This is a genomic window from Ochrobactrum sp. BTU2 (assembly GCF_024539785.1).
In the GTDB taxonomy this organism is placed as follows: Bacteria; Pseudomonadota; Alphaproteobacteria; order Rhizobiales; family Rhizobiaceae; genus Brucella; species Brucella anthropi.
Map to the genome: position 1 here is coordinate 543073 of NZ_JAHWRG010000002.1, position 17699 is coordinate 560771.

The window sequence follows — 17699 nt, forward strand, 5'->3', positions numbered from 1 at the left end:
AATGCGCGCATCGTGGCTTTTGCCACACCTGCGCCGGATGAAGGCATTCGCCATCCCTCCCGCCAGTATCGAGTCCCCATCCGGTTGCCGGGAGTAAGTAGTCGTGCATCATGCATCCCTGACCAAGAACCTGACGCATCTTCAGCGCCTTGAGGCGGAAGCTATCCATATTTTTCGCGAGGTTGCGGCAAGTTTTTCCAACCCGGTAATGCTTTATTCGGTCGGTAAGGATTCGTCGGTGATGCTGCATCTGGCGATGAAGGCATTCTATCCCGCTCCGCCGCCTTTTCCCTTTCTGCATGTTGATACGACATGGAAGTTTCGGGAGATGATTGAGTTTCGCGATGCGCAGGCGCGTGAAAAGGGTTTTGAGCTGCTCGTGCATATCAATGAGGATGGCGTGCGCGAGGGGGTTGGCCCCTTTAGCCATGGATCGAATGTCCACACTCATGTGATGAAGACGGTCGCCTTGCGGCAAGCGCTCGACAAGTACAAGTTCGATGCTGCTTTTGGTGGCGCCCGTCGCGACGAGGAGAAATCGCGCGCCAAGGAGCGCATCTTTTCCTTCCGTAGCGCGCAGCATGGTTGGGACCCCAAGAACCAGCGTCCGGAAATGTGGAAGATCTACAATACGCGGGTTTCCGCAGGGGAGTCGATCCGCGTCTTTCCGCTGTCGAACTGGACTGAGCTCGATATCTGGCAATATATCCTGCAGGAGAATATCCCCATCGTCCCGCTTTATTTTGCAGCGCATCGTCCGGTGGTCGAACGTGACGGCATGCTGATCATGCTCGACGACGACCGCATGAAGTTGCGTCCGGGCGAAACGGTGGAAAACCGACTGGTGCGGTTCCGCACGCTTGGCTGCTATCCGTTGACCGGCGCTATTGAATCCAGTGCGGCTGACCTCTCCGATATTGTCGAAGAAATGCTGATTGCCCGTACATCCGAGCGGCAGGGCCGCGCCATTGACCGTGACGAAGCCGGATCGATGGAAAAAAAGAAGCGCGAGGGCTATTTCTGATGAATGCGATAATCAAGCCTGTTGCGACCAATGCTGTAGTCAGCGACTTCCTGGCCGATCAGGAGCGCAAGACACTCTTGCGCTTCCTTACTTGCGGATCGGTGGATGACGGCAAGTCAACGCTCATCGGACGCCTGCTCTATGACACGAAACTGATCTTCGAGGACCAGCTCGCATCGTTGAAGAACGACAGCCGCAAGTTCGGTACCACGGATGACGATTTCGATTTCGCATTGCTGGTTGACGGTCTGGAGGCTGAGCGGGAGCAGGGCATCACCATTGATGTCGCCTATCGCTTCTTTTCGACACCACGTCGCAAATTCATTGTCGCTGATACACCCGGTCATGCGCAATATACGCGCAACATGGCGACTGGTGCCTCGACAGCCGATCTTGCTATCGTGCTCATCGATGCTCGTCAGGGTGTACTGACCCAGACACGACGCCATTCCTTTATTGCCGCTGCACTTGGTATTCGTCACATCGTTCTGGCCGTGAACAAGATCGATCTGGTCGATTTTTCGCAAGAGGCTTTCGAGCGCATCGTTGCCGATTATATGAGTTTCGCCAATGAATTAGGCTTTGTCAGCATCCAGCCGATCCCGCTTTCGGCGCGTTTCGGCGACAATGTCACCCTGCCGTCGCCACGCATGGACTGGTATGAAGGGCCGCATCTGCTCGAACATCTGGAGACCGTGCGCATCGACACGGAGGCAGCGGCCAAGCCGTTTCGTTTTCCGGTGCAATATGTGAACCGGCCCAATCTCGATTTTCGCGGCTTCTCCGGCACTGTGGCATCCGGTTCGATCAGCGCTGGTGATGCCGTGGTGGTTGCCAAATCAGGCAAAACCTCCCGCGTAAAACGCATCGCCACCTATGACGGTGATCTGCCACGTGCTTCCGAAGGACAGGCTGTCACACTGGTGCTGGAGGACGAGATCGAGGTTTCGCGCGGCAATATGCTGGTCGGGACGGAGGCCCGGCCCGAAGTTGCTGATCGGCTTTCAGCCAATATAGTCTGGTTCGGCGAGGAGGCATTGCATCCCGGCCGTTCCTATATCCTGCGTACCGAGACTGATCAGACGCCGGTAACGATCAACGAGATCGTATACAGAACCGATATTGACAGTTTCACCCGTCAGGAAGCATCCCGCCTCGACCTCAACGAAATTGGACTTTGCCATCTCCAGACGGTGGATCAGATTGCGTTCGATCCTTACGCGGATAATCGTGTAACCGGCGCGTTCGTCTTGATCGACCGGCTTACCAACGCGACTGTGGGCGCTGGGATGATCGATAGTGCTCTTCGTCAGGCGACGAATGTGCATCTGCAGTCCTTCGACCTCGACAAGCAGACACGCGCAGCGCAGAAATTCCAGAAACCGGCTGTGCTCTGGTTTACGGGGCTGTCAGGCTCCGGCAAATCCACCATCGCAAACCGGCTCGAACAGCGGCTCCACGCGCTTGGCAAGCACACCTACCTGCTGGACGGTGATAATGTCCGTCATGGCCTCAACAGCGATCTGGGCTTCTCCGATGAGGATAGGGCGGAGAATATCCGCCGTGTCGGCGAAGTCGCCCGATTGATGACCGATGCGGGACTGGTGGTACTGGTCTCCTTCATCTCGCCATTTCAAGCTGAGCGTGATCGTATTCGCGCTCGCCTGCCTGAAGGTGAGTTTGTCGAGATATTCGTGGATACACCGATTGAGGAATGCATCGCGCGTGACCCGAAGGGGCTCTATGCGCAGGCTTTGCGTGGCGAGATCAAGGCTTTCACCGGGATCGATTCTCCCTATGAGGCGCCAGTTTCACCGGAATTGCGCCTGAGCACGACAGGTCGTGACGTTGACGAACTCGTCGCAGAAGTAGAAAAGTATCTTGCCGAACGTGGTATCATCGGCAGTTATGGCAGCGATTCCTGGTCAATCTGAGCAATGAAGATTTCAGCCTCCCCGAAAGCCGATCCGAACGACGAAGCAATGCTGGCCGTCCTGCAGGAAGCTGCACTCGAGGCGGGGCGCGTTATCATGAAGCACTATGCCAATGGTTGCGCGGTTCAGAGCAAGAAAGATTCTTCCCCGGTCACGGAAGCAGATCGTGACGCGGAAGCCATCATTCTTGCGGCACTCGCTTCCGTTGTTCCGGATATTCCGGTTGTGGCTGAAGAAGAAGTGGCAGCGGGACGTTTGCCTTCACATTTGGGGCGGCGATTTTTATTGGTCGACCCTCTCGACGGCACCCGTGAGTTTCTGTTGCGAAACGGCGATTTCACAGTGAATATCGGCCTGATCGAGGATGGCGCTCCGGTTCTCGGCATCGTTTATGCACCAGTTCGCAATCGCTTGTTTATTGGAAACAGCAATGGTGCTGAAGAAATAACGACGACCAAAGATCATGCAATCGGAACAAGGCGCGGGATAGCGGTGCGTGTTCACGGGCCAGAGCGGGTGGCCGTCTGCAGCCGGTCACACAAGAACCCGGAAACGGAAAAGTTCCTGAACGACAACAGGATCAACAGCTGTGTTTCCATCGGTTCGTCGCTGAAATTCTGCCTGATTGCCAGTGGAGAGGCCGATATTTATCCACGTTTCGGCCCGACGATGGAATGGGATACGGCGGCGGGCGATGCCGTGTTACGCGCCGCTGGTGGCCTCACCACGACTTTCGAGGGAACGCCGCTCTCTTATGGTCAACGCGCCAATGAAGGTGTTGCGGGTTTTGCAAACCCCAATTTCGTGGCTTTTGGCGGTGGTACGAAGCCTGTTTTTGCTATGCTTTAATAGATTTTGGAAGCAAACGGATAGCGCCGTCCTGCTCTCATATGCAACTCGTCTGAAACCATTTCCAACTTTTGGGGTTAGGCATTAAAAAAACGACAGGATGCTCTTGCAGCTTGAAATTGGGGGCGTTATAAGCCGCCTCAATGGTCAAGACCACGTGGTCACGGAGTGTAGCGCAGCCTGGTAGCGCACCTCGTTCGGGACGAGGGGGTCGGAGGTTCGAATCCTCTCACTCCGACCATTTTCCTGAGAGCGAAGGCTCCTCTTTCATCCGATTTTTAGTATCAGACAGAGTATATCATCGCCGATGATGGGCAATTGCTTGTGTGTCAGGCGATGCTTTTTTCCTTCAGAGCATCAGTATTGGCTACCTCCTAAACGGATACTGTGGTAAGTGCATTTTCGAAGAGCATTGGCGCATTGAGGTAGACTTTGCCTAACTAATACCGGTCTCAACCCAGTTTCACCTATGCGACCTGACAGCAGAGAGCTGTCGGGCGTGTGAACTTGTTCATTGGGTGGTGGCTAGAGACCGGTTTGGCATTGTCAAATGTGCCGGACAGCTTGCGCTGTCTCTGCTCTTCAGCCACTTGAAATATCGCCATACCGCGCCCGGATTGGGCACCTCATTCGCCATCTTGGTGAACTTCCAAAATGGAAGACCGAGATATTATGAGCGATACTCTTCGGGTGCGGTGGATGATCACGCCCAAAACTGCCCCCCAGCCTTGGATTGCGTGCAGCGGATGCGGCAAGCTGAAGCCTTTTCAATCAAGTGGAAAGGTTCGGTTGAATGCCAACGGTCGCAAGCTTGATGCGTGGCTGATCTATAAATGCCTGACATGCGACAAGACATGGAACCGGACGATCTTCGAACGACAGAATATCCGCGAGATCAATCCCAGGATACTGGAGGCAGTTCATTCCAACGATCCGCAATGGATTTGGGTCGAGGCGTTTAATATGCAGGCACTGAAACGGAAATCGCAACGCGTCGATGAGTTCCCGGAGTACGATGTTGCTAAACGTATCGTGTGTGGAGCTGCCAGCTGCAAGGCAATCGAGATCGAATTGCAAATTGCCCTGCCGGTCAGCATTCGCCTTGATCGTCTGCTTGCAGCTGAGCTTAAATTATCTCGTGCTCGCCTTCAGGCACTTAGCGATGGAGGTGTAATTCGGATTGTACCGGATGAAAACGACATGCTGCGACGACGCCTCAAAACCGGTGTCATGATCTCGATAAATCCGGGAGAACCGGGTCAAGAGACTGGTTGGCAGTCGCTGCTTACGGCAGTCACGTCCTGACATAAAAAGGAGGCCCGTTTTCGGGCCTTCTATCATCCTCAATGGGTCATGATTGAACGTTGTTGCGCTCACTTAGTCCGTTTTCCCGAAAACCGACATGCGCATGAACTCCCCATCATATTGGGCGAGGGCGACCACGCGTTTGCGATCCAGTATCTCCACTCGGTTTGAGCGAAACAGGATCAGCCCTTCCTCGCGCAGGTCACGCAGCATCCGATTGAGATGTATCGGTGTCAGCCCAAGAGCATCGGCAAGCTGATATTGCGTCAGCGGGCAGTAGAACGAATTCGGATCACCCATTCCGCACGATTTCACGCGGTCGGAAAGCTCCAGAAACAGATGCGCAGTTCGGACGAACGCCGCGCGGCATCCGATATTGGTGAGATGTTCGATCAACATCGACCGCTGCCGCGCCAGAAGTTCGATAAGGATCAGACTGAGACGTGGCGCGCGTTCGATAGAAGCTTCAAGTGAGGCAAGCGGAATCTCGAAAGCCGACATAGGCGTAATTGCCGCGATTGTGTTGTAGCTGTAGCCATCGGCGGTTCGGAGTCCGAGAAAATCGCTTCGCATGGGAAAGTCGATGATCTGCCGCTCGCCGCTTGAAAGATCGCGATATACGCACCCCCAGCCGGACCGCACGAGATGGATGCTTCTGACACGTGCCCCCTGTTCAATGATGGTGGCATCGGCCGCATAATCGTTTTCGATAACAGTGAGAGAAGAAAGCGCATCTGTTTCCCGCGCTTCCAGCTTGGCAAGAATTGGAGGTGCCTCCAATAAACCAATAAGCGCTTCAATCGATGGGTCTGTGATCTGCTTGCCACTATGCATTTCTAACCCACTAGAGCGTATCCCGAAATTTGTGAAACAGCCTTTCGGAAAAGATGCGCGTCAACATGAACAGTTAGGGCGCTCGTTCGATTCAATCAAATCGATATGCAATTTAAAGCACTTCCACCATACCGCATGGCGGTTTTGCGCGGAAATCGAATAAACAACCAGTTGAACATTTCAGTTGGAAGTCTGAGTGCCCCTGAGCTTTGGAACGCGCAATTGCCCCCCTTTGCGCTGACGAATTCAGTAAAATCGAAAACCAACTAAACGAAAGATATAGAGGCTATATCCTACCTCTCTCCAAGTCGTTCTTATGGACGGTCATAAATTTTCTGCATTGCTAACATAAGTTAATGACACGATTATTTCCCGATAGCAATATTTACCCCAGTCAAGGCTACAGGTCTATCCAGACAAGCACCGGAAATCACTCGTCTCTGACGAAAGTAATAGTTGGATGCATAAACATAGAGCAACTTGAGTAGCGCCGGGAGTATCACATGTTGGAAACAAGAGGGGATAGCCTTTGGGCTGCTTCGGAAAGCATGGGCGACAGGGGAAACGCCGCAAGCATTGAGGCAGCACGTGGTCGGCGTTTGTTGCTCGTATGCAAGAGCAATCTTGAGCGGCAGTGCCTTTATAACGGGCTTGTGCTGAACGGACTCAAGCTTCCCGTGGAAACACAAGCGGCGGTTGAACTCGCAGATCCAACGGACGATATTGCTGTTGTTCTGATCAATATCGGCTCAAAGCGTTTGGCCGATCCGTTTTTTTCGGAGAAGTTGCAGGCTGTGATCGAACTCTGGCGTCCGGTTCCGGTCGTTTTTCTCGCCGAACGCGAGGAGTGGTCCCAGGTTGTGCGCGCCATGGAAATCGGTGCTCGTGGCTACATTCCCACTTCAGTCGATATCAAAGTTTGTGTTGAAGCCATCCATCTTGCCACCGCTGGCGGTATGTATGTTCCGGCCTCCATGGTTTTCCAAACCGCGCCGACCGATATCGACGACGATGTTTTGGGTGAACTGCTCACGGCACGAGAAATCGAGGTCGTCCATGCCATCCGAATTGGCAAATCGAACAAGATCATCGCGTTCGAACTCGGTATGAGCGAAGGCACGGTAAAGGCACACGTGCATAACATCATGAAGAAAATCGGTGCCGCGAACCGCACGGAAGTAGCGTGCAAACTGCACAGAATGTACGGCGAGAAGTTCGATTTCGACTGACTATTTCGATTTTCGTTGGTCTGGCTCAGCGCCTGTTGCCCACAAAATATGGAGGGGCGAACTGGTGATCCGCTCCTCCATAATAAGGATGGATGTTCTTTTGTTGGGCTCTCAGTCCAGTCTCCCCTGAAATACCAGCCTTCCAGAGCCTGATTACATACTCGATCTGCTACGCTATAACGCTACTCATTCCCCACATTCTTCGACCAAAGCCAAACAACATCATTAAACGGCTCGATGGTTTTGTTTTTTAGTTACATCGAACCGGGATAAATGCGCTATGCGAAGTTTTTACCATACCGGTAACTCTTGCTTTGCTTCAGTCTTTCGTGTGCAAGAGATAACTGAAAGAATACAACTGTTCGATTTTCAGTGAATATAGATATTGGATTCTCTATTAGCGATTAGGTTTATGAGAGTTGCATCGGGCCGTTCGAAGGGGCGGTCGAGCTTTAGACATTGATCGGTGAAATATGCGTTTCGTTTGAAATGTAAACGAATGTTTATACTTGAATTTATGCTGCTTTTGTTGGCCATTGGGCGAAAGCGACAAATATCGAAAATTGCTGAAAAGCGAATGCTATTCGAAGCCATTCGAACTGAAATGGTTGCTTTCTATTGAAAAAACGCGAAATTACCCGAACGTAATCAGAATAATGCCAGATCCGGGATAAAAATGCAGCTCACTCCCCGTCACAATGCAATTCTTGAGCTCGCTCGCAAGCAAGGGCAGGTTCTGGTGGATGATCTGGCTGCGGCTTTCGAGGTGACGCCGCAGACGGTCCGCAAGGATTTGAATGATCTTTGCCGCGCCCGGATGTTGCGCCGCATCCATGGGGGTGCGCTCTATCCATCCGGCGTCGAGAACATGGAGTATGAAGCACGACGCCGCATCGCCGCGCATGAAAAGGAATCGATCGGGCGCGCTGCCGCAGAAATCATTCCGGACGGTGCTTCCTTGTTCATCAATATCGGCACCACAACCGAAGCCGTCAGTCAAGCGCTGGTCGACCACAACAATCTGATGGTCATCACCAATAATATCAATTTTGCCAATACGTTGCGTGTTCACCCCTCTATAGAGGTGGTGGTGGCAGGTGGCGTCGTGCGCCCGTCTGATGGAGGGATTGTTGGCGAGGCCGCCGTTGATTTCATCCGCCAGTTCAAGGTCGATTACGCAATCATCGGCGCTTCGGCTATGGACGAAGACGGTGCTTTGCTCGATTTCGATTTCCGCGAAGTGAAGGTGGCGCAGGCCATCATCGCCAATGCCCGGCACGTAATCCTTGTGACTGACGCCACAAAGCTGGAGCGGACAGCTCCGGTGCGTATCGGCCACATATCGCAGATCAATACCTTCATTACCGACCATTGTCCGTCGAACCAGTTGCGGGAGCTGTGCCACGAAAGTGAGGTAGAGCTGATTGAAACCCTTGGAGAAAGCCGGGCGGCAGAAAAACAAGCATAGTTTCGTTTATTTTCGATTTGCTTTCGTATGAAATGATTTATATTCGCTTTGGTTTTCGGAGAGTGGTCTTCGGGGTTCGCCATGGCGCAAGAGAAACTATTTGATATTTTTGTAATCGGCGGTGGCATCAACGGCTGCGGTATCGCACGTGATGCGGTTGGTCGGGGATTTTCAGTTGGCCTTGCCGAGATGAACGATCTGGCAAGTGGCACCTCATCGCGGGCAACCAAACTCATTCATGGTGGATTGCGCTATCTGGAGCACTATGAATTTCGTCTGGTGCGCGAGGCGCTGATGGAGCGCGAGGTGTTGTGGGCCAATGCACCCCACATCATTCATCCGATGCGCTTTGTGCTGCCTTATCATAAGGGCGGAATGCGCCCTGCATGGCTGTTGAGGCTCGGGCTGTTCCTCTACGACCATCTGGGCGGGCGTAAAAAGCTCCCCGCCACGCGTACGCTTGATATGCGCTCGGACCCGGCTGCGCAGCCCTTGAAACCGCTTTTTACCAAGGCATTCGAATATTCGGACTGTTGGGTGGATGACGCGCGTTTCGTTGCCTTAACTGCCCGTGATGCAGCGGATCGCGGAGCGATAATCCAAACCCGAACCAAGGTCGTGGCGGCGCGCCGTGACAGGGAATACTGGACCATCACGCTCGAAGATACCGGTACACATGAGCGCGAGGAAGTTCGGGCTCGTCTGCTGGTCAATGCTGCTGGTCCCTGGGCAGACAAGGTTCTGCAGGATGTCGAAGGAGATCGACAGCTTCACAATGTCCGGCTTGTTCAGGGCAGCCATATTGTGGTGCGCAAGAAATTCTCCGATCCCCGTTCCTATTTCTTCCAGAACAATGACGGGCGTATCATATTCGCCATCCCCTACGAGGATGAGTTCACCCTGATTGGCACAACCGATCAGGACTATCAGGGGGACCCGGCCAAGGTTGCGATCACCGATGGTGAGACCGACTATCTCTGCGCGGCAGCCAGCGAATATTTCAAGGAGCCGGTCAGACGCGCGGATATCGTCTGGACCTATTCCGGTGTGCGCCCGCTTTATGATGACGGTGCAAGCAAGGCGCAGGAAGCAACGCGCGATTATGTCCTGAAAGAAGACGCACCCGATGGGCTTGCACCTCTGATCAACGTTTTTGGCGGCAAGCTGACCACTGCGCGGCGACTTGCCGAACATATGCTGGAGAAGATCGAGCATAGGCTGGGGCAAAAAGGTGCGCCGTGGACCCATGCTGCTCCGTTACCCGGTGGTGATTTCGTGGATGTCGAGTTCGAGCGTGAGCTGCAGAAGGTGAAAGTTGCATATCCTTTCCTGACGCCTGCTCATGCGCGGCGCCTGTTCCGGCAATATGGAACGCGTATTCGTGTTCTGCTTGGGGAAGCCACTTCACTTGCCGACCTTGGACAGCATTTCGGTGCCGATCTTTATGAAGCCGAAGTGCGGTATCTGCTTGAGAATGAATGGGCGGTGAGCGCCGAGGATATTTTGTGGCGGCGTACGAAACTTGGTCTTCGCCTGAATGCGGCGGATGTTTCCTCGCTTGAGGAATATCTGAAGCCTGCTCGCGTCGCCTAAGCCCTCTCAATCTGTAGCCGCACTTGCCAGTTGTGTTTTGAGCGGTCATTATCCTCCCAGACAGCGGGTTCCAGCCTTCCTGGGAGGAAAAGATGGGCACACCGCAAGACCGAACACATGCCGATCTGATTCAATCCGCGATCATGACAGCGGGAGGGGCAGCGCGATCTGCTCTGGTCGCCTCATGGCGACGCTCGTCGGAACTGCACGGGCTTGATCCTGCCGAATTGGGGTCGGTGCGCACCCTTTCCGATGGTGAATTCAGAACCGCTCATCAACGTATCGAACGTCTTGTCAGCATAGCGCAAGCCAGTATGGATCGCCTTTATCTGGCCGTCGGTGGTGTGGGTTGTTGCGTGCTTCTGGCTGACAGCGAGGGCGTTCCCGTTGAACGTCGTGGTGCGCCGGGCGATGATGATACATTCTATCGCTGGGGGCTTTGGACCGGTGCTGTCTGGAGCGAACAGAGCGAAGGCACGAACGGGATCGGCACCTGCATTGTTGAACAGCGCCCGCTGACAATTCATCGCGACCAGCATTTTCATACCCGTAATATCGGGCTTTCCTGTACGGTCGCCCCGATCCATGATCATCAAGGGCGTTTGATGGCAGCGCTTGATGTTTCCTCGTGCCGCGCCGATCTGACGGAGGCTTTTGCGCAGCTTATATCTGTCGCTGTGATCGATGCTGCACGGCGCATCGAGGCTGAAAATTTCCGTCAGGCTTTTCCCGAGGCTCGTATCATGCTGGCGCCAAGCCCCGACAGAACCGGCGGAGCACTGATCGCGGTCGACAAGGATGATCTGGTCATCGGCGCCACACGTGCGGCGCGTCTGGCAATGGGGCTTGACGATGCCGCTATTGCAGTTCCGTTGCCTGCAGCCGATCTTCTCGGCTGGCATGCTGACCCTCGTGAAGATATGGCAGAGTCAGAGCGCAGCGTTATTCTGCGCGCTCTTGCGCGCGCAGAAGGGAATATTTCGGCCGCAGCCGGCCTTTTGGGCATCAGTCGCGCCACGCTTCATCGCAAGCTCAATCGCCTGAAGATCATTCGTCCGCACTAATCACCAATAAGCGGGCCCAACTGTCTCAATATTGCGACACATAACCTTGCGAGCTTGAATGCGCGGGATGACTCTTTCGTGCTGCCGCGCGATCCTCACTCATGAAACGCTGTAGGAGCAGCGTGGTTTTGGGAGGAATGTCATGAACAAGGTTGAATTCAGCCGGACCGTGAAGCCGGCTTTCGCAAAACGCTACGGAAACTTCATCGGGGGCAAATGGGTCGAGCCCAAGTCGGGCCGCTATTTCGAGAACACTTCACCGGTCAATGGTCAGGTGCTTTGCGAAGTAGCCCGCTCGGATGCCGCTGATGTCGAAGCGGCTCTTGATGCAGCGCATGCCGCCAAGGATGCCTGGGGCAAGACGAGCGCGGCTGAACGCGCGCTCATCCTCAATCGCATTGCTGACCGGATTGAGGAAAACCTGCCTGCGCTCGCTGCCGCCGAAACCTGGGACAACGGCAAGCCAATCCGCGAAACCACCGCTGCCGATCTTCCTCTGGCCATCGACCATTTCCGCTATTTCGCCGGTGTGATCCGCGCTCAGGAAGGCAGCATTTCCGAAATCGACCACGACACGGTCGCTTATCATTTCCATGAACCACTCGGCGTTGTCGGGCAGATCATTCCGTGGAATTTTCCGCTTCTCATGGCGACATGGAAGCTCGCTCCGGCACTTGCGGCGGGCAACTGCGTCGTCCTGAAACCGGCTGAACAGACACCGGCATCGATCCTCGTGCTCATGGATCTGATCGGCGATCTTTTGCCCCCCGGTGTGATCAATGTCGTCAATGGTTTTGGTCTTGAGGCAGGCAAACCGCTCGCGTCGAGCCCGCGCATCGCCAAGATCGCCTTCACCGGCGAAACGACGACGGGTCGATTGATCATGCAATATGCCAGCCAGAACCTCATCCCGGTTACACTGGAACTCGGCGGCAAGTCGCCGAATATCTTCTTCAAGGATGTCGCAGCGGAAGACGACGATTTCCTCGACAAGGCCATCGAAGGCTTTGTGATGTTCGCACTCAATCAGGGCGAAGTTTGCACGTGCCCAAGTCGCGCGCTCATCCATGAATCGATTTACGACAAGTTCATGGAAAAGGCGCTCAAGCGCGTGAATGCAATCGTGCAGGGCGATCCACTCGATCCTGCCACGATGATCGGTGCACAGGCTTCCAGTGAGCAGCTGGAAAAAATCCTGAGCTATCTTGATATCGGCCGCCAAGAAGGTGCTGAAGTGCTGGCAGGTGGCGAGCGCAATATTCTGCCGGGCGATCTGGCTGGCGGTTATTACGTCAAGCCAACCGTATTCAAGGGCACTAACAAGATGCGCATTTTCCAGGAGGAAATCTTTGGACCGGTCGTGTCTGTTGCAACCTTCAAGGACGATGCGGAAGCGCTATCGATTGCCAACGATACGCTTTACGGTCTGGGTGCCGGTATATGGACGCGTGATGGCACGCGTGCCTATCGCTTCGGGCGTGCCATTCAGGCCGGTCGTGTGTGGACCAATTGCTACCATGCCTATCCGGCACATGCGGCATTTGGCGGTTACAAGCAATCGGGTATCGGTCGCGAAAACCACCTCAAAATGTTGGATCACTATCAGAACACCAAGAACATGCTGGTGAGCTACAGCCCGAAGAAACTGGGTTTCTTCTAGCCGAAGCTGACCCCGGAACTGCAATACGGAGAAAACATCTTCGTATTGCGCTCAATCAAGGGATGGAACCGTTCCTCATGCCAGTATTGCGTCGAGCATAACGGTTTCCAATACCCCTCCCAAGGGGGCCTGGGCGGAAACGCCCGGGCGACCTTCTTCTAGTGCCTCCGGAAAGCATTCAGTTTTCGACATTCATTTCTTCCCTCCCCCAGGAAGCCAGCTCAGTTCGACAACGAAGGAGAAACTTCATGGCAAAGACAATGAAAGCCGCTGTGGTGCGCGCATTCGGAAAGCCACTGACAATCGACGAAGTGCCAATACCCGAGCCCGGACCGGGACAGATACAGGTTGCCATCCATGCGTCCGGCGTTTGCCATACCGATCTGCATGCAGCCGAAGGCGACTGGCCGGTAAAGCCCAACCCGCCATTCATTCCGGGGCATGAAGGCGTCGGTTATGTTTCGGCTGTCGGTAGCGGTGTCAAACACGTTAAGGAAGGCGACCGCGTCGGCGTTCCATGGCTTTATACCGCATGTGGCCACTGTCGTCATTGCCTGGGCGGCTGGGAAACACTCTGCGAAGAGCAGCTTAATACAGGCTATTCGGTCAATGGCGGCTTTGCCGAATATGTCGTTGCCGATCCGAATTTCGTTGGTCACTTGCCGAAGAACATTGATTTCAACGAAATCGCGCCGGTTCTCTGTGCTGGCGTAACGGTTTACAAGGGCCTCAAGGTAACCGACACCAAGCCCGGTGACTGGGTTGTGATTTCCGGTGTTGGTGGCCTCGGTCATATGGCGGTGCAATATGCCAAGGCAATGGGGCTTAACGTTGCCGCTGTCGACATCGACGACAGAAAGCTTGATCTGGCGCGGAAACTTGGCGCGACGATTACCGTCAATGCCAAAACGCATAATGATCCGGCGGCCTATATCAAAAAAGAAACCGATGGCGGTGCGCAAGGCGTGCTGGTTACGGCTGTTTCGCCGATCGCATTCGAACAGGCCTTGGGCATGGTATCGCGTGGTGGGACTGTATCTCTAAACGGTCTGCCACCCGGTGACTTCCCGCTCTCAATATTCAACATGGTGCTGAACGGCGTCACCGTGCGCGGCTCAATCGTCGGTACGCGGCTCGATCTGCAGGAGTCGCTGGATTTTGCTGGCGACGGCAAGGTCCGCGCTACCATCCGCACGGAGAAGCTCGAAGATATCAACTCCATCTTCGATGATATGCGCCAAGGCAATATTGAAGGTCGCGTAGTCGTGGACCTGACTCAATAGGCAAGTTGGGCTAATATTAAGAGAGGGCGGTGAATTTCCGCCCTTTCGTATCATGGAGGAGGATATGGTTGAGGTAGCTCCCGGCGACGGCAAGGGTCAGGTTAGCGCCACGGCGGCAGCGCTTGACCTCATCCGTGAATTGCAGGCCGAATATGGGCCGATCATGTTCCACCAGTCGGGTGGTTGTTGTGACGGGTCATCACCGATGTGCTATCCACAAGGAGAATTTATTGTCGGCGATACGGATGTAAAACTGGGCGAAATCGGTGACGCTCCGGTCTATATCAGCGGCCCGCAATATGACGTCTGGAAGCATACCGAACTCATCATCGATGTCGTTCCGGGGCGCGGAGGCATGTTCTCCCTCGACAATGGGCGCGAAGTTCGGTTTCTGACGCGTTCGCGGGTCTGTTCGGTTCCCTGATTTCTCTTTTCGTTTTGTGGCGAAGCGGTTAGTTAGATCGGAGAGGGAGGGAGACGATCCAACATGGCCGCAGCAGGAAAACGAGCAACCATTCATGATGTGGCACGCCTTGCCGGTGTGTCGATCAAGACAGTTTCACGCGTCTACAATGACGAACCGAATGTGCGCGAAGCCATTCGCGAAAAAGTCAGGCAGGCGGGGAGTGAGCTCCGTTACCGTCCCAATGCTGCAGCGCGCAACCTTGTTGAACGGCGTTCTCACCTGATCGGACTTTTCTTCGAGAACCCCAGCGCCAGCTATGTCACCGAACTGCAGATGGGCGCACTGGAACGGCTGCGCGACACGCGATACCGGCTGCTGATCTTCCCCGTCGAAAATCGCGAAGACATCCGTGGTGCGCTGATCGAAACAGCCCACGCTTCCGGTCTCGACGGCATCATCGTGACGCCCCCCATGTCGGACGATCCTGAAATTCTGGCCGAACTGACGGCTTCCGCAATGCCATTTGCCCGTGTCGCAGGCGACGCGAACGTGCACCCGACCGATAGCGTCACGATCGATGACGAAGCGGCTGGCGTCGATCTGATGGAGTATCTTCTGAAACTCGGCCATCGCCGGATTGCGATCGTGATTGGCGATCCAACCCATCGCTCGGCAGAGCTGCGCCTCGCGGGCTATCGCCGCGCACTGGAAGAGGCGGGGATCAAGCGCAATCCCGATTATGAGGTACAGGGTGGCTTCAGTTTTGCGAGCGGTCTCGCTGCCGGAAAGAAGCTGCTTTCGCTTGAGGAGCCACCCACCGCTGTGTTTGCGTCAAACGACGATATGGCCGCCGCCGTCATGCAGGTCGCCTATGACCGCAACATTGCGATACCTGATCAGCTAACGGTGGTTGGCTTCGATGACAGCGCGATTGCCAGCATGGTGTCGCCGCAGATCACCACCGTCCGCCAGCCAATTTTCGAGATGACCCGCGATGCGGCGGACATGCTTCTCAACCAGATCGAAACCGGTCACCTGTCAGCCTCCCGGCGGATTGAGTATAAACTCATCATCCGCCAGTCATCGGGAAAAGCGCCGGTATAGGCCTGTCTAACTCTGTGCTGGACGCGAGGGGAAGAACCGCTCGCGAGCGAAATTGCTGCCGAAGATCATGTCATATTGCAGCATCTGATAGTCACGCAGGAGAGGAGGAAATGGCGGCCTCTGTTGCCAGCCTTCCTCGACTTTCTCCGAACGGTCGAAAACCGCATGATTGTCAACGACCTGGTAGCGCTCATGCAACTGACGCAGGAAGCCTGTGTAATAGGGATGCTGCATACCCGCCATATCCAGAATGTGCAGGGGCAGGAAGGCAGGGCTGATCGTACCGGTTCCCCGCTCGGCGCCACGTTTATTCGACCAGAGAACAAGCGGCGTTTCGTGTTGCAGCATCATATCGGCGGCAGGCGCTGTGCGGCTCGCGACCCGGTTTGCCATGAGCCCGGTCTCGACATAGACGGGGCCGAGTGGTGGCAGATGGTCACCGAAGAAGACGAGAATGGTTTCGCGGTCGCGCTTCGACGCCCATTCCATCAACCGTGCAAGGCTCGCATCGGCATCCATGGCGCCTTGCGAATAGGAACGGATCGACTGGCGCGTGTGCTCGCTGGCGTCAGTCTGCACCTCAAGTTTGGAATCCGGGTAACGATTGGCTTCGTAGGGGCCATGTCCCTGAAGCGAGACGGCAAAGAAGAAGAACGGCGCATCCATGGAATCTGCTTCGCGGATGATTTCATCGGTCAAAGCAGCGTCGGAGGCCAATGAGCCGCGCTTTTCCAGCGGTGGCATGTTTTCTTCTGACATGAACTTGTCAAAGCCCATGCTTTCATAGACGGGGCCGCGGTTCCAGAACCATTGGCGATAGGGGTGGATGGCGCGCGTCGCATAACCCTGATCCTTGAAAAAGCTTGCAAGCGAGGGAAGCGGGCGACGGATATATTGCTGATAAGGGATACTGCCGGAGGGCAGGAAGGCTTTGGAAAAACCGGTCAGAGCCTCGAACTCGACATTGGCAGTCATGCCACCGAATTCTGGCGAGAAGACATGGCCGGATTGTTCCGCCCGGACTGTGGGAATCGGGTCGGCGCTGAAAGCCACGCCCGGAAGGCGGGTCGGATCCCAGAAGGATTCGCTCATCACCATAATGACGTCAGGCTTGCTGGTATCGAATGCAGCAGGGATCAACTGCGCCGGCGGTTCGATGGCGGCAATTGCTTCGGAAGAATAGCCTTCTGGAGCGAAGACGGTAGCCATTGGCACATTCAGGATGAAGGCCATGGTAAAGCCGTTATGGGCGTAGTTTTCCTTCTGGTCCCACATGATCGGCAGGATGCGCAGACGGTCGCGCGCCAGCGAAAAACTGGCATAGTCGGAAATCACTGCGAACCAGGCGAGCAAGGGCAGCGCGAAGGCAATACGCAGCATCCGACCCTTCCATGGGATCGGATCAAAGCGCCGCCACCAGAACAGCGTCACGGTGATCATCACCGCTGCCGAAGCGATGAGAAGCAGGGCTATGCCGACCGCACTCCACGGGCGGTCACGCACCAGAAGCGGCAGAAGATCGACGATCTGACGGGCATAGAGAAAATCGCTCGGATAAAGCGGGTCACCGAGATAAAGGCTCTTTTCGCGTGCAGTTGTGGCCGCAATAAGCGCCAGCGGGCCGACAACAAAGAAGCCATAGTGAATGCGTCCGAAAATAGCGTCGCTTGCTGTCAGGACCACGACGAAGAGCGCAACGGTCGTCCATGCAGGCTTATGCGGTGTGCGGAAGAACTGCATCGTGTCGGTGAACGAGCCGCGCACGATCCATTCGACAGCGAAAACCAGCAGTGTTGAAAGTACAATGGAAGCGAGCGCAATTGCGGCGAGGCGCAGCGGCCAGGCAATACGGGCAGGCCCGAAAATCGCGGCATCGCTCCAGCGACGCGCTGCGGTATTTTCCATCACACCCGGCATGTTTTACTCACTAACTCCCGCACTTCTAC

At 55.0% G+C, this 17699-nt stretch carries 14 protein-coding genes and 1 tRNA gene; 13 read left to right on the top strand and 2 right to left on the bottom strand.

What is annotated here, in order from left to right:
* Positions 1–103 precede the first annotated feature (103 nt).
* The 5 genes from cysD to KWJ32_RS07255 all read left to right on the top strand — a co-directional run bounded on the left by cysD (position 104) and on the right by KWJ32_RS07255 (position 5112).
* Positions 104–1024 carry a sulfate adenylyltransferase subunit CysD gene (gene cysD, locus KWJ32_RS07235; RefSeq protein ID WP_011982391.1) on the top strand — a complete coding sequence of 307 codons (921 nt, stop codon included), beginning with the start codon at positions 104–106 and terminating at the stop codon, positions 1022–1024.
* Entirely contained in the window at positions 1024–2958 is a 1935-nt protein-coding gene (gene cysN / locus KWJ32_RS07240) for a sulfate adenylyltransferase subunit CysN (RefSeq protein WP_011982392.1), read from the top strand. Before cysD ends, cysN begins: the two co-directional genes overlap by 1 nt.
* 3 nt (positions 2959–2961) lie before the next feature.
* Positions 2962–3807: a 3'(2'),5'-bisphosphate nucleotidase CysQ gene (gene cysQ / locus KWJ32_RS07245; RefSeq protein ID WP_010658035.1), complete on the top strand. Its 846-nt coding sequence runs from the start codon at positions 2962–2964 to the stop codon at positions 3805–3807.
* Between the two features lie 164 nt (positions 3808–3971).
* Positions 3972–4048 (top strand) — tRNA-Pro (locus tag KWJ32_RS07250).
* A 458-nt stretch (positions 4049–4506) separates the two neighbouring features.
* Positions 4507–5112: a DUF1062 domain-containing protein gene (locus tag KWJ32_RS07255; protein ID WP_011982455.1), complete on the top strand. Its 606-nt coding sequence runs from the start codon at positions 4507–4509 to the stop codon at positions 5110–5112.
* 72 nt (positions 5113–5184) lie between these two features.
* On the opposite strand, the gene KWJ32_RS07260 is transcribed toward KWJ32_RS07255, so the two are convergent.
* Positions 5185–5946, bottom strand: coding sequence for a Crp/Fnr family transcriptional regulator (locus KWJ32_RS07260; protein WP_011982456.1), 762 nt, complete (start codon positions 5944–5946; stop codon positions 5185–5187).
* A 503-nt stretch (positions 5947–6449) separates the two neighbouring features.
* Between KWJ32_RS07260 and KWJ32_RS07265 the strand changes: the two genes are divergently transcribed.
* The 8 genes from KWJ32_RS07265 (at position 6450) to KWJ32_RS07300 (ending at position 15753) form a co-directional block, all read left to right on the top strand.
* Positions 6450–7175 (top strand): response regulator transcription factor, encoded by a 726-nt coding sequence (locus KWJ32_RS07265; protein WP_010658038.1) that lies wholly within the window; start codon positions 6450–6452, stop codon positions 7173–7175.
* 676 nt (positions 7176–7851) lie between these two features.
* Positions 7852–8643 carry a DeoR/GlpR family DNA-binding transcription regulator gene (locus tag KWJ32_RS07270; RefSeq protein ID WP_256885956.1) on the top strand — a complete coding sequence of 264 codons (792 nt, stop codon included), beginning with the start codon at positions 7852–7854 and terminating at the stop codon, positions 8641–8643.
* Between the two features lie 81 nt (positions 8644–8724).
* Complete coding sequence (gene glpD / locus KWJ32_RS07275; protein WP_011982457.1) at positions 8725–10236, top strand: glycerol-3-phosphate dehydrogenase; 1512 nt, start codon at positions 8725–8727, stop codon at positions 10234–10236.
* Positions 10237–10328: 92 nt separating this feature from the next.
* Positions 10329–11300 carry a GAF domain-containing protein gene (locus tag KWJ32_RS07280; RefSeq protein WP_010658041.1) on the top strand — a complete coding sequence of 324 codons (972 nt, stop codon included), beginning with the start codon at positions 10329–10331 and terminating at the stop codon, positions 11298–11300.
* A gap of 142 nt (positions 11301–11442) precedes the next feature.
* Positions 11443–12960: an aldehyde dehydrogenase gene (gene adh, locus KWJ32_RS07285; protein ID WP_011982458.1), complete on the top strand. Its 1518-nt coding sequence runs from the start codon at positions 11443–11445 to the stop codon at positions 12958–12960.
* A gap of 248 nt (positions 12961–13208) precedes the next feature.
* A complete protein-coding gene (gene adhP, locus KWJ32_RS07290; protein WP_011982459.1) occupies positions 13209–14243 on the top strand; it encodes an alcohol dehydrogenase AdhP in 1035 nt (344 codons plus the stop codon).
* 64 nt (positions 14244–14307) lie between these two features.
* Positions 14308–14667 carry a DUF779 domain-containing protein gene (locus KWJ32_RS07295; protein WP_011982460.1) on the top strand — a complete coding sequence of 120 codons (360 nt, stop codon included), beginning with the start codon at positions 14308–14310 and terminating at the stop codon, positions 14665–14667.
* Between the two features lie 63 nt (positions 14668–14730).
* Positions 14731–15753, top strand: a complete 1023-nt coding sequence (locus KWJ32_RS07300; protein WP_011982461.1) for a LacI family DNA-binding transcriptional regulator — start codon at positions 14731–14733, stop codon at positions 15751–15753.
* 6 nt (positions 15754–15759) lie between these two features.
* On the opposite strand, the gene KWJ32_RS07305 is transcribed toward KWJ32_RS07300, so the two are convergent.
* Positions 15760–17658: an LTA synthase family protein gene (locus KWJ32_RS07305; RefSeq protein ID WP_231771271.1), complete on the bottom strand. Its 1899-nt coding sequence runs from the start codon at positions 17656–17658 to the stop codon at positions 15760–15762.
* Between the last annotated feature and the right edge of the window lie 41 nt (positions 17659–17699).

Bases quoted from the DNA above. Each gene is read 5' to 3' on its own strand.
- glpD (WP_011982457.1), top strand. From the start codon at position 8,725: ATGGCGCAAGAGAAACTATTTGATATTTTTGTAATCGGCGGTGGCATC.
- adh (WP_011982458.1), top strand. From the start codon at position 11,443: ATGAACAAGGTTGAATTCAGCCGGACCGTGAAGCCGGCTTTCGCAAAA.
- cysN (WP_011982392.1), top strand. From the start codon at position 1,024: ATGAATGCGATAATCAAGCCTGTTGCGACCAATGCTGTAGTCAGCGAC.
- KWJ32_RS07295 (WP_011982460.1), top strand. From the start codon at position 14,308: ATGGTTGAGGTAGCTCCCGGCGACGGCAAGGGTCAGGTTAGCGCCACG.
- KWJ32_RS07280 (WP_010658041.1), top strand. From the start codon at position 10,329: ATGGGCACACCGCAAGACCGAACACATGCCGATCTGATTCAATCCGCG.
- KWJ32_RS07260 (WP_011982456.1), bottom strand. From the start codon at position 5,946: ATGCATAGTGGCAAGCAGATCACAGACCCATCGATTGAAGCGCTTATT.
- KWJ32_RS07305 (WP_231771271.1), bottom strand. From the start codon at position 17,658: ATGGAAAATACCGCAGCGCGTCGCTGGAGCGATGCCGCGATTTTCGGG.
- KWJ32_RS07300 (WP_011982461.1), top strand. From the start codon at position 14,731: ATGGCCGCAGCAGGAAAACGAGCAACCATTCATGATGTGGCACGCCTT.
- adhP (WP_011982459.1), top strand. From the start codon at position 13,209: ATGGCAAAGACAATGAAAGCCGCTGTGGTGCGCGCATTCGGAAAGCCA.
- KWJ32_RS07265 (WP_010658038.1), top strand. From the start codon at position 6,450: ATGTTGGAAACAAGAGGGGATAGCCTTTGGGCTGCTTCGGAAAGCATG.
- KWJ32_RS07270 (WP_256885956.1), top strand. From the start codon at position 7,852: ATGCAGCTCACTCCCCGTCACAATGCAATTCTTGAGCTCGCTCGCAAG.
- cysQ (WP_010658035.1), top strand. From the start codon at position 2,962: ATGAAGATTTCAGCCTCCCCGAAAGCCGATCCGAACGACGAAGCAATG.
- KWJ32_RS07255 (WP_011982455.1), top strand. From the start codon at position 4,507: ATGATCACGCCCAAAACTGCCCCCCAGCCTTGGATTGCGTGCAGCGGA.